Origin of the sequence: Bacteroides sp. NSJ-39 (genome assembly GCF_014287315.1) — a bacterium.
Lineage (GTDB): Bacteria > Bacteroidota > Bacteroidia > Bacteroidales > Bacteroidaceae > Bacteroides > Bacteroides finegoldii.
The window spans coordinates 142,850-156,634 of the sequence record NZ_JACOOB010000003.1 but is presented as its reverse complement, the minus strand read 5'-3'; the positions used below and the strand labels follow the sequence as shown (position 1 = coordinate 156,634).

The 13,785-nt window shown below is 43.5% G+C and carries 5 protein-coding genes; all 5 read left to right on the top strand.

Annotated elements, in window-relative coordinates:
• Positions 1-91 precede the first annotated feature (91 nt).
• The 5 genes from H8S63_RS05140 to H8S63_RS05120 all read left to right on the top strand — a co-directional run bounded on the left by H8S63_RS05140 (position 92) and on the right by H8S63_RS05120 (position 13,771).
• Entirely contained in the window at positions 92-4,117 is a 4,026-nt protein-coding gene (locus H8S63_RS05140) for a two-component regulator propeller domain-containing protein (RefSeq protein WP_186925932.1), read from the top strand.
• A gap of 43 nt (positions 4,118-4,160) precedes the next feature.
• Positions 4,161-6,173 (top strand): hypothetical protein, encoded by a 2,013-nt coding sequence (locus tag H8S63_RS05135; protein ID WP_186926049.1) that lies wholly within the window; start codon positions 4,161-4,163, stop codon positions 6,171-6,173.
• Between the two features lie 64 nt (positions 6,174-6,237).
• The gene (locus H8S63_RS05130; RefSeq protein WP_186925931.1) at positions 6,238-8,253 is read left to right on the top strand and encodes a glycoside hydrolase family 65 protein; all 2,016 of its coding nucleotides are present in this window, start codon (positions 6,238-6,240) and stop codon (positions 8,251-8,253) included.
• A 220-nt stretch (positions 8,254-8,473) separates the two neighbouring features.
• Positions 8,474-10,504, top strand: a complete 2,031-nt coding sequence (locus H8S63_RS05125) for a hypothetical protein (RefSeq protein ID WP_186925930.1) — start codon at positions 8,474-8,476, stop codon at positions 10,502-10,504.
• 165 nt (positions 10,505-10,669) lie between these two features.
• Positions 10,670-13,771, top strand: a complete 3,102-nt coding sequence (locus H8S63_RS05120) for a TonB-dependent receptor (protein WP_186925929.1) — start codon at positions 10,670-10,672, stop codon at positions 13,769-13,771.
• Positions 13,772-13,785 lie beyond the last annotated feature (14 nt).

Here is a 13,785-nt window from a genome sequence, read left to right as displayed (position 1 = left end):
TTTTCATTCATTGGGACGTATTTATCATCTTCCCGTTGTTATTTTGCCTACATTTGGTAACTCAAACGGGAAGATAGAAAACACGTATGTTATGAAAAAAGCACTGACACTTTTATTCTGTTTTATTTGCTACCAGATAAGCTGTCATGCACAAGTGGCGGACGAGCATTATTATTTCAAAAACCTGAGCGTGCAGAACGGGTTATCCCAAAATACAGTCAATACGATTCTGCAGGATAAGCAAGGGTTTATGTGGTTCGGTACGAAGGATGGATTGAATCGGTATGACGGCTTGTCGTTCCGTAAATTCAAGCACGATGACCGTAGCCAACGAAGTATCGGCAACAATTTCATCACAGCGCTTTATGAAGACGAGAAAGGAAATATCTGGGTAGGCACGGATGTGGGGCTTTATATTTATTATCCGGAAAAGGACTTCTTTGAGCATTTCACGGAACTGAGTGCGGAAAATACGAAAATAGAACATACCGTGACTGCAATCTCCGGCGACAATCAAGGTTGTGTCTGGGTGGCGGTAGAATCTCAAGGTCTCTTCTGCTATGAACTGGAAAAAGAGAAACTTCGGAACTATACGTTAGAGAATTTCTCTTTTCTTACCACTAATGTGCAGACTTTCGCCTTTGATAATAGCGGAACCCTTTGGATAGGCTGTTACGGTGACGGTCTTTTCTATTCGAAAGACCGCTTGAAAACGCTCCATCCTTATCGCTCTCCGATAGATAATAAAGAAACCTATGCGAACGATGTAGTGATAAGTCTTGCGAAAGGGGCATACAACTGTCTGTATGTCGGCTCTTTGAAAGGTGGAGTGAAGGAACTGAACCTGACCTCAAACAAATTGCATGATTTGCTCTTGGCAGATGAGAACGGGGAATCTGTATTTTGTCGTGAACTGCTGATGGCTTCCGACAATGAGCTGTGGATCGGCGCAGAGTCAGGACTTTATATTTATAATCTCCGGCTGGGGAAATTTGTTCACTTGCGCAGTTCGATCAATGACCCTTACTCCTTGTCCGATAATGCTATTTATTCGCTGTGCAAAGATCGTGAAGGTGGCATCTGGATTGGTTCTTATTTTGGCGGCGTAAACTATTACCCCCGTTTCTATACGAATTTTGAGAAATATTATCCGAAAGGGACAGAAAACGGGCTGCATGGAAAGCGGGTACGTGAATTCTGCCAGGATAATCAGGGAATCTTGTGGATTGGCACGGAAGACGGCGGCCTAAACCGCTTTAACCCGAAGACCAAGACTTTCTCTTTCTTCATGCCGAGCAATGCCTTTACGAACGTGCACGGATTGTGCCTGATTGGCGACCATCTTTGGGTGGGCACTTTCTCGAAAGGGGTGAAAGTGGTGGACACACGCACGGGAGCTATTGTGAAAACATACCGGAAAACAGATTCGCCGCGTTCGTTGATAGATAATAGTGTTTTCTCCATTTGCCGGACAACGACGGGAGATATTTATTTGGGCACATTATTCGGCCTGCTGCGTTATAATAAGCAGTCCGACGATTTTGACCGGATTCCGGAACTGAACGGCCGGTTTGTATATGACATCAAAGAAGACTCCGGCGGAAACCTTTGGCTGGCAACTTATGCAAACGGTGCTTACTGTTATAATGTGAGTGAGAAGAAATGGAAGAATTACCTGCATGATGAAAGCAATCCGAAAAGCCTTCCTTACGACAAGGTAGTGAGTGTCTTCGAGGATTCCCACCGGCAGGTCTGGCTTACGACGCAGGGTGGCGGCTTCTGTTTGTTCCATCCGGAGACAGAAACCTTCACCAGTTATAATCTGGCGGACGGATTGCCAAACGACGTCATTTATCAGATTGTGGAAGATAAAGAAGGGCTTTTCTGGCTGACAACCAATAATGGTTTGGTATGTTTCCAGCCTACCACCGGAGCTATGAAAGTATATACCACTTCCAACGGTTTGCTGGGCGACCAGTTCAATTATCGTTCAAGTTTTGAAACGGAAGACGGTACGATCTATCTGGGAAGTATCGACGGCTTTGTGGCTTTCAATCCCAAGAACTTTTCAGAGAACAAGTCGCTTCCGTCTATCGTGATTACTGATTTTCTGCTCTTTGGCAAGGAAGTGTATGTAGGCGAACCGGGTTCTCCGTTGGAGAAGAGCATCACCTTTTCCGACGAACTTGTACTTCAATCCAATCAGAACTCTTTCTCTTTCCGTGTGGCGGCACTGGACTTCCAGGCTCCGAGAATGAGCAGGATAATGTATAAGCTGGACGGTTTTGATGCAGACTGGCTGACGGTAGGCGAGAGCCCTATCGTCACTTACTCCAACCTGCGGTATGGCAATTACACTTTCCGGGTGAAAGTCTCTAATAGCGATGGGGTATGGAATGAAGAGGGAATATCCCTGAAAGTACATATTCTTCCGCCTTTCTATCTTTCCGTCTGGGCTTATATCGTGTATGCTTTGCTGATTATAGGTTGTTCCCTGTATACGGTTATGTATTTCAAGAGACGCAGCAACAGGAAGCATCGTCGGCAGATGGAGAAATTCGAACAGGAAAAGGAACGCGAAGTATATAATGCGAAGATTGACTTTTTTACGAATGTGGCCCATGAGATACGTACTCCGTTGACATTGATTAAAGGTCCGTTGGAAAATATCATACTAAAGAAGCAGGTGGATACGGAAACCCGCGAGGACTTGAACGTCATGAAGCAGAATACGGAGCGGTTATTGAACCTGACCAATCAGTTGCTTGATTTCCGCAAGACGGAGAGACAGGGATTCCGACTGAACTTTACTGAATGTAATGTTACCGAAATCTTGAAAGAAACTCATAAACGCTTTACTTCCCTTGCCAAGCAGAAAGGGTTGGATTTTGTTTTGCAGATGCCGGAAAAGGATTTTTATGCCCATATCAATCAGGAAGCATTTACGAAAATCATCAGTAATTTGCTGAACAATGGGGTGAAATATGCGGAAAGTTACGTGCATATATCGCTGGCAGTGCCGGATACGGACGGAGGCAATTCATTCCGTATCTGCACGGTGAACGACGGAGTAATCATTCCTGATGCAATGAAAGAGGAGATATTCAAGCCTTTTGTTCGTTTCAACGAGCAGGAGGATGGAAAAGTGACTACCGGAACCGGCATCGGGCTGGCTCTCTCCCGCTCGCTTGCCGAACTGCATCAGGGGACTTTGACTATGGGAAAAGGGGAGGAGAATAATACTTTCTGTATGACTTTGCCGATAGTACAGGATACGACAATCACCCTGACAACGGAAGTGGAAGTGGGAACTGACAAGATAAACGAAGCTCCTGCGGAACAAGCAGTAGAGAAGGATAACCGCCCGACTGTGTTGGTAGCGGAAGATAATCCAGATATGCTTGCCTTTGTGGTTCGCCAACTGTCGAAAGATTACACGGTGCTGACAGCTACCAATGGTGCGGAAGCATTGCGTGTACTGGACGGCAATTATGTGAATCTGATGATAAGTGATGTCGTGATGCCTGTAATGGATGGCTTCGAACTGTGCAAGACGATTAAGTCGGATTTGAATTACAGCCATATTCCTATCATACTGCTGACCGCGAAGACTAATATACAATCGAAGATAGAGGGAATGGAACTGGGCGCGGATGCCTATATTGAAAAACCCTTCTCTGTGGAATATTTGCAGGCGTGCGCTTCCAATCTTATTCAGAACAGGGAGAAGTTGCGCCAGGCTTTTGCGGAATCTCCTTTTATAGCCGCTAATACAATGGCATTGACGAAAGCCGATGAAGAGTTTATCAAGAAACTGAACGAGGTTATCAGGGTGAACTATGCCAATCCGGAGTTTAGTATGGATGACATGGCGGATAACCTGAATATGAGCCGTTCTAACTTCTATCGGAAAATTAAAGGAGTGCTGGATCTCAGCCCGAATGAGTTCCTTCGTCTGGAGCGTCTGAAAAAGGCTGCCCAACTGCTGAAAGAGGGTGAAAACAGGGTCAATGAAATTTGCTATATGGTAGGATTTAATTCACCGTCCTACTTTGCAAAATGTTTTCAGAAGCAGTTCGGAGTGTTACCTAAGGACTTTACGAATGCAAAGGAGTAGCGATTTGCTTTTGAGCAGAAATGTTTTAATAATACAATAAGATATAATGACTAGGCAAAAAACAATGTGGTTCATGGTGCTGGTATGTTGGTTCAGCGCAAACCTTTTATATGCCGGTGGAGTTGCACGATGGACTATCGCCTCACCGGATAGTATTTATTGGAAGATAAACGGCGTTCATAATGACCATATTGAAATGAGTGGTTTGAAAGTTTCGACCGTGTTGCGTTATGGCATTAATGCAGCAGGGGAGTGGGTGATTGACCGGAATGTGGTTCTGCCTACTTTCCGTACCATTCCTAATGACACTCATGGTAGTTTGCAGCATCATTTCAATGGAGACTGGGCGCACCTGTGTCTTGTGAACGGACAGCCGCTGGTAGGCGAAAAGGTGGAAACCGTATCTTTAAGTGGGGTTATGACTGTGAAGAGTATATATGGCAATAAAGGCGTTTCGCTGACACGCACGCTTTTCCCTTCTACATCACAACCGGCTTTTTGTGAGAAATATGAATTGGAGAATGTGACAGAAAATCCATTGACCGTCCAATTTCCTGCGAATACTCTTTCTTATCATACGGATGAAGCTAAAGGGGTGGAAGGCAGTTATACATTAACGGCTGTTCTTTCGTCGCCGCTGAAAGAAGGAACTTTTCAGTTGGGGGCCGGAGAGAAGGCTTGGTTTCAAGTGATTTATGCAGGATATAAAAAGAATGAACGGGAGCTGGCACTGGATGTTGAAAAGGAACTTGTTGCACGACGGGAATTCTTGCGGCAAGTACAGGGTAATCTGGTGCTTGAGACTCCGAGTGATGTGATCAACACAATGTTCTCGTTTGCCAAGATACGCGGTTCGGAAAGTATATTCGATACAAAAGGCGGATATATGCAAAGTCCGGGAGGGGAAGCTTATTACGCGGCTATTTGGGCGAACGACCAGGCAGAATACATCAATCCGTTTTTCCCTTATTTGGGCTATCCGGCGGGAAACCGTTCGGCAATGGATTCGTTCACCTTATTCATGCGTTATATGAATGACGAGTATAAGCCTTTGCCTTCATCTATAATCGCAGAGGGAATAGACTGTTTTGGCGTGGCGGGCGACCGTGGAGATGTGGCGATGGTCGCTTATGGTGCGGCACGTTATGCTTTGGCGTCCGGCAACCGTCATGAGGCGGAAAAATTATGGGCATTGATTGAGTGGTGTCTGGAATATTGCAATCGGAAACTGAATGCTGAAGGAGTAGTGGAATCGGACTCCGATGAACTGGAAAACCGTTTCCCTGCCGGGAAAGCCAACTTATGTACCTCTTCATTGTATTATGACGCCCTCATTTCTGCTGTTTATTTGGGAAAGGCACTGAAGAAAGATCGTGAATGTATAAAATCCTATCAGGACAAGGCTGCTGAGCTTTATAAAAATATTGATAGATATTTTGCCCATAATGTGGAAGGTTATGAGACATATCGTTATTACGATGGCAATACGGTGCTTCGTTCATGGATTTGTATTCCGTTGACTATGGGAATTTATAATCGGGCAGAGGGTACTGTGGCTGCCCTGTTCTCAGATAAGTTATGGATGGAGAACGGTTTGCTTACTCAATCGGGCACTTCTACGTATTGGGACCGCTCCACGCTCTATGCTTTTCGGGGAGCTTATTCTTGTGGCGCCAGAGAGATAGCTACCGAATATCTGGAAAAATATTCTGCAACCCGTTTGCTGGGCGACCATGTCCCTTATGCAGTGGAAGCATGGCCGGAAGGAAACCAACGCCATCTGTCGACAGAAAGCGCTTTATATTGCCGTATTATGATAGAAGGCTTGTTTGGCATACGTCCCATTGCGCTGGATGCTTTCAAACTGATGCCGCAACTTCCGGAAGGCTGGAATACAATGTCTTTGAAACGTATTTGTGCATTTGGTGCAACATTTGATATCGAAGTGAAACGCAATAAAGGCAACGCATTACTGGTTCTGATAAAGAAGGGTAATAAGGTCATAGGAAAATACAAGGTTGGGAATGGGAAGCCAATCGAAGTGCGTATTAAATGAACAAAACAAGCAATGCGGACTATTTTTGCAGAAAGTGTCGTTAATTAATTAAATATGCTATTATATGAAGAATCTATTTATCGTATTTTTTTGTCTGGTATCAGTTCTGGCTATAAAGGCAAACGGACAAGAAAGTTTGTGGAAAATACAGGCTGTTGATTATCAAGGAACTTATTATGGCGCAGCAGTAGCGAATGGCGGTATCGGTATCTTACCGTGGAAAGAACCTTTCTCCGTTCGTCATGTCATGTTGAATCATGTATTCGATGCTGCCGCTCCCCAAGATGTGAGCCGTGTGTTGCGAGGAATCAACCCGTTCAATTTGCAAATGCAGATTGATGGACAGGGAGTGAGTGGTGATAATATCTCGGGGTGGAGACAGTGTATAGATATGAAAGCCGCCACGCACGATACACATTTCACTTATGGTGGAAAAGCGGATATCTCTTATAGTATCTGTGCCTTGAGGAATATGCCTTATGCAGGACTGGTGCGTGTAGAGGTGGCTGCATTGGAAGATATGTATTTATCAGTGGAAAATCCCATTGAAGTACCTGATGAATATAAGAATCCCGGTTCAAAACAGGTGAGTGTGAATGTCGATGGAAACGAACTGAAAATAGTACGTACCTGGGCTTTATCCAAATACCGTGAACAGAAAGTGTCAGCTTCTTCCGCTTTTATTTATGATAAAAATCCGAACCTGCAGCAACAATATGACGGAGCCAACCGAATTTCGGTTTCATTGAAGAAAGGAGAAAAATTCAGCTTCGCTTTACTGGGTTCCGTCTGTACCGGACGTGATTTTATAGACCCGTATAATGAATCGGACCGTGAAGTGATTTATGGTGCGAAAGAAGGTTTGAACCGCCTGATGGATGGACACCGGAAACTTTGGAATGAGTTGTGGGAAGGAGATATTATGATTGAGGGAGATGACGAGGCGCAGCGTGCCGTACGTTTTGCTCTTTATAATCTTTACTCTAATGCACGCAAGGGAAGCCGGTTGAGTATCTCTCCTTTCGGGCTTTCTGCCCAAGGATACAATGGGCATATTTTCTGGGATACCGAGTTCTGGATGTATCCGCCTATGCTTTTCATGAATCAGGGCATTGCAAGGACAATGATGGACTACCGTACGGACAGACTGGAAGCTGCTTGTCAGAGAGCATTGAGCTATGGGTATGACGGAGCCATGTTTCCTTGGGAAAGTGATGATGCTGGAGAAGAGTCATGTCCTACTTGGGCCTTGACCGGAGCTTTTGAACATCATATCACTGCCGATATTGCTATCGCGGCCTGGAATTATTACTGTATGAGTGGTGATAAACGGTGGTTGCGTGAAGAAGGTTTTCCTTTGATGGAGAAAGTGGCGGAATTTTGGGTAAGTCGTGTAGAAAAGAATAATGAGGATGGTTCTTATTCGATTCGCAATGTGGTGTGTGCCGATGAATATGCTGAAGGGGTGGATGATAATGCATTTACCAATGGTGCTGCTATGCGTGCATTGCAAGATGCTGCTAAAGCTGCTGCGGTATGCGGTGTTAAAGCACCTGCAATCTGGAAGGAGATAGCTTCAAAACTACGGATTCCGAAATTTGAGAATGGAGTGACTATGGAGTATGAAGGCTATAACGGACAGACAATAAAACAAGCGGATGCCAATTTGCTGGTATATCCATTAAATCTGATAACCCATCCTGAAGAAATCCGTAAGGACTTGGAGTACTATGAAGATAAAATAGATAAATCCGGACCGGCAATGTCTTTATCTGTGTTGGCTTTGCAATATGCGCGTCTTGGTGAAAGTGATAAAGCTTATGAACTGTTTGTGCAAAGTTTCCGTCCTAACCAGTTACCTCCGTTTGGCGTTATTTCCGAAGGTGCAGGAGGAACGAATCCTTATTTTGTAACTGGTGCGGGAGGACTTTTACAAACTGTCATTAATGGCTTTTGCGGTTTGGAAGTTACAGATAATGGTATCAAGCAGCTTTTCTCAAAACTGCCGAAACATTGGAAGAAGTTGACGATAACAGGAGTGGGACCGGATAGAAAGACTTATGTCCGGATGCAAAAATAACATTGTTAAGTCTTGGTGTAATGAAGTATACATATATACACACTGTACGAAACATTATTCGTTGATTTCTGCTTTCATTTAGCCCGATTGAGACTAAACTTTCATTTATTGACCTGTTTTTAATACCTGAAATAAGTGCAAACCCCTATTTTTGCTGCAGTAATAACTTAATATTAACACAGAACCAGTATCCTTTACTGATTCATATAATCAGGTTTGCATGAATTTTAAATGTTTGTTTTGCGGGGCGCTTATTACACTGTATGTCGGAGTTGCTGAAGCTGTCAACTATGTTCCGGAAAATATTTCAGCGTCCATATCGTTGAAAGTGCCGGGAAATGTAGCTGAAAGGTATTCATTGAACTTGCAGCAATTGGGGAATAACCGTTCATCCTATTTATTGGAAGCTTCTGAAAGCATTCCGGTTACAATCACTCAGAGGGTGGCAGATGTAAATGGAAAATTACGGGTAAATGTCTGTATAACAGCACTCGAAGATATTTATTTTAATTATAGTCAACGGCTATCAACAGGCTATCGCCATGATGATTGTCAATTTTATATGCCGGGTTTCTGGTATCGCCGGAATCTCCGTTCGCCTAAAGATGCGCCTTCGTTCCATTCTTCAGATAGTTGGTTGGTGCGTGAAGACAGGCTAAGCGCACCGCTTACGGGTGTTTATTCGGAAAAAGAAAAACACTTTGTGACTGTGAGCCGTATCGATAAGTTTGCAGAAGAAGCCTTGAGCACTCATCGGGAAGGAGAAATTATCCTTTCAGGTAAAACGTCTCTAGGATTTACCGGATTTGAGAATCAAGACGGAATAACTGCGCTCTCTTTTGGCTTTCCTTATCGTGAAGCTCCCAAGAGTTATATTCGTAAGCTGACATTGGCACCTGCGGTAGAAGCTTTTCAATTCCTAAAAAAAGGGGAGACTGTTCTGCTGACATGGGAGATTCAGGAGAATAAGGCTGATGATTATTCTGATTTTATATGCCATGCATGGGAATATAGTTATGACACTTATGGACCTAAACCTGTGGAGACTCCTAATTCCATAACGGATATGAAGCAAGTTCTTAGCGGATTCTTTATAAGTAGCTTCGTAGAAGGACATCCGTTGGTTTATAATTCGGGAATACATCTAATGACGGAAAATTGCCAGAGTAATGGGCAGGCGGAAGTAGGATTTATTGGTCGTGTGCTTCTTAATGCATTCAATGCTTGGGAATATGGTCACCAATCTGATAGGGAGGATTTGAAAGCAAATAGTATGAAAGTGTTTGATAGCTACTTGAAGAACGGCTTTACTCCGGTCGGTTTCTTCAAAGAGTCGGTCGATTTTGATAAAGGCTATGAAGATCCTGTGCACAGTATACGCCGTCAATCCGAAGGAATCTATGCTATGTTGCACTTTCTTGCTTATGAAAAAGAGAACGGGCGTCGTCATCCCGAATGGGAGCAGAAGATGAAAAATATGCTGGATATACTTTTGCGGTTGCAACAGGCTGACGGTAGTTTCCCCCGCAAGTTTCGTGATGATTTTACGATAGTTGACACTAGTGGGGGTAGTACTCCTTCGGCTACTTTGCCGCTGGTAATGGGATACAAGTATTTCAAAGACAAGCGATACCTTGCCAGTGCTAAGCAGACTGCGGATTATCTGGAGAAAGTATTGATTTCTAAAGCCGACTATTTCTCGTCCACACTTGATGCCAACTGCGAAGACAAGGAGGCATCTCTGTATGCTGCTACGGCTACCTATTATCTTTCATTGATTACAAAAGGAGACGAGCACCGGCATTATGCAGACCTGACGAAGAAAGCGGCTTATTTTGCCTTGTCATGGTATTATGTATGGGATGTTCCTTTCGCGCAGGGACAGATGTTGGGAGATATTGGTCTGAAAACCCGCGGCTGGGGCAATGTGTCGGTGGAAAACAACCATATTGATGTATTTGTGTTTGAGTTTGCTTCTGTGTTGCGATGGCTGTCAAAGGAATATGCAGAACCCCGCTTCTCGCAATTTGCAGAAGTCATTTCTACTTCTATGCGCCAACTTCTGCCTCATGAGGGACATTTATGCGGAGTGGCTAAGCCCGGTTACTATCCGGAAGTTGTTCAGCACACAAATTGGGATTATGGAAAAAACGGGAAGGGATATTATAATGATATCTTTGCACCGGGTTGGACGGTAGCTTCTTTGTGGGAGTTGTTCACTCCGGGGCGTGCGGAGTATTTCTTGAAATGACATAAATAGGTCAGAATTTATATCTATTATATTTTAATTTGATTTTGAACAAATTCTTTTAATTATTGAATTGTTTGTTTTATTATATTTTGCATTGGTTGCCTACTTTTGCTCTCACTCGGTTAGAGACAAAGTATTTATTATGAGATTTTTAAATTTAATATTATGGATTTGAAGAAAGCATTTTTTGTTTGCTTGTTGTTGTACTATGGAACAAGTGCCAACTCCGCTTTACCTGTACATTCTATGGCTGGTAAGACGAATCTGTCGGAGCAGGCGAAAGGTATTCGTATTAGTGGTACGATAACCGATAAGGACAGGAATCCTCTTCCTGGTGTGAATATACGCGTTATGGAAGAAGGAGGCACTGGAGTGATAACGGATATGGACGGACATTTCTATATGGATGTGCCGGGAAAAAGTTCCGTAATTGAGATTTCCTATATAGGATTTAAAACCCAGCAAATAAAAGTTGGAAGCAAGATTAACTTTGATGTGATTCTTGAGGAAGATATTGAAGCGCTGGACGAAGTGGTGGTTACGGGATATGGTAGCCAGAAAAAAATGTCGGTTATCGGTTCTATCGAAACATTGCAGCCAAAGAAGTTGCAGGTGGGGTCTTCACGTTCTGTTACTAATAACCTGGCGGGACAAATTGCCGGTGTGATAGCTGTTCAGCGTTCCGGTGAACCCGGGTACGATTCTTCTAATTTTTGGATTCGTGGTATTGCCTCTTTCTCTGGCGGACAGTCGCCACTAGTATTGGTTGATGGAATTGAACGTGATCTAAATCATATCGACCCGGCGGAAATAGAATCGTTCTCTGTATTGAAAGATGCTTCGGCAAGTGCTATGTATGGTGTGCGCGGTGCGAACGGTGTGATTGTTATTAATACAAAACGTGGTAAGATAGGTGCTCCTTCTGTGAATCTTCGGGTGGAACATTCTATTTCAGAACCTACAAAACTTCCTGAGTTTATCGGTGCAGCCGATCATATGGCATTATTGAACGAACTTACGGAAGACAGGACACGCTTGCCATTCAGCCAGGAGCAGATTGACAGGACTCGTTATGGATATGACCGGGATTTGTATCCGGATGTAAATTGGCTGGATCAAATAACGAAAGATTACGCTTACTCTACTCGTGCTAATTTAACGGTGTCGGGTGGCTCCGATTTTCTCCGGTACTCATTGGTCGGTTCTTATTTCGGTGAGAAAGGAATTATGGAAACGGACAAGACATTGCCTTATGACACCGGAATGAAGCTGACCCGTTATAACATGCGTGCCAATGTCGATTTGGATGTTACCAAGACGACAGTACTGCGTTTGAATGTCGGCGGTTTCTTGCAGACGCACCGTAAGCAGGCTTTTAGTACGGACAATGCTTTCGACAGAGCATTTATGACTTCCCCTTTTGTGCACCCTGCCCGTTACTCTGACGGAACAATTCCTATCATGAATATCAACGGAGTCAATCCTTGGGCTGCTGTGACACAAAGTGGATATGATGTGGTTACGGCCTCACAGATTCAATCTTTGTTTGCTGTCGAGCAGAACCTGAAAATGATCACTCCGGGATTGAAAGCGAAAGTGTCATTCTCGTTCGACCGCTGGAATCAGAGTTCGATAACCAGAGGCAAGAATGCGACTTACTATACTATTGCTACCGGTCGTGATATAGAGGGTAACCTGATTCATTCGGTGTTGAAATACGGAGATGATTCTTTGGGACATGGCAATAAAGGTGAATATGGAAATTCGAGGGTCTACTTTGAAGGAACGCTGACTTATGCACGTACTTTCGGAAAACATGATGTGGATGCATTGTTCCTGTATAATCAGCAAAGTTTTGACAACGGTAGTGTACAGCCTTATAGAAAGCAAGGTATTGCGGGGCGTCTTTCTTATACATTCGATAGCCGCTATGTGACGGAGTTTAACTTTGGTTATAACGGTTCGGAGAATTTTGCCAAAGGAAAACGTTTCGGATTTTTCCCCTCTCTTGCAGTTGGTTGGCTTATATCCGAAGAACCTTTTATGGATAAGTTCAGAAATACTTTGAGTAAATTGAAATTAAGAGCATCTATAGGAAAAGTTGGTAATGATGACATTGGTGGACGACGTTTTGCCTATATGACAACATTGAAGACAGATGCAGACACGTATCACTGGGGTGATACAGGGCAGATTGAACGTAAAGGTATTTCTGAAGGAGAAGTAGGAGTGGAAAACCTTACGTGGGAGACTGCATTAAAAATGAATCTTGGAGTAGAATTGGGCTTATGGAATGAACTGGAACTGCAAGTAGATGTATTTAAAGAAAAGCGTACTAATATTTTCATGCAGCGTAAAATTATTCCGTCACAAACCGGATTCTTGACAAATCCATGGGCTAACTTTGGTGAAGTGACTAATCGTGGTGTGGAATTCTCTTTGAATTATAGTAAACAAATCAATAAAGATTGGTTTATAGGTTTCCGTTCTAACTTTACTTATGCTATCAATCGGGTAGACGAGTATGATGAACCGGAATCTGTGGTAGGTACATACAAAGGGCTGACAGGACGTTCATTGAATACTTTGTGGGGGTTGCAGGCAGAAAGACTGTTTACGGCAGATGACTTTGATGCGGATGGTAATTTAAAATTCGGTATACCGACACAAGATGTAGGAGCTTCCAAGGTTCGTCCGGGTGATATTAAATATGTGGATATGAACGGTGATGGTTTCATTACTGATGCAGATGAAGGTTATATTGGCGGAACAGTAGACCCGCGTATTGTTTACGGATTCGGTGGTAATATAAATTACAAGAACTGGGACTTGAATTTTTTCTTTCAAGGGACAGGCGATACTTATCGTGTAATCGGTAATACTACATACTTTATTCCGGGTAGCGGACAAACGTTGCAAGGAAATGTCTATTCCAACTATAATGACCGGTGGACAGAAGAGAATTCTTCTCAGGATGTATTTTGGCCAAGATTGTCGGAAGAGCCTAACCGGCAAAACTACCGGAGCTCCACCTGGTGGAAAAAGAATATGCGATTCTTGCGTCTCAAGACTTTGGAATTGGGATATACTTTGCCGAAAATGATAACCGAGAAGATACATTCGAAGTCGGTTCGTTTCTACGTGAGCGGTAATAACCTTTTCTGTTTTTCTCCGTTCAAACTATGGGATCCGGAATTGGATACTGATACCGGTTTGCGTTATCCTGCTATGCGTTCCGTTATGTTTGGAGTTGACCTGAATTTCTAATTTAAAAAAAGACG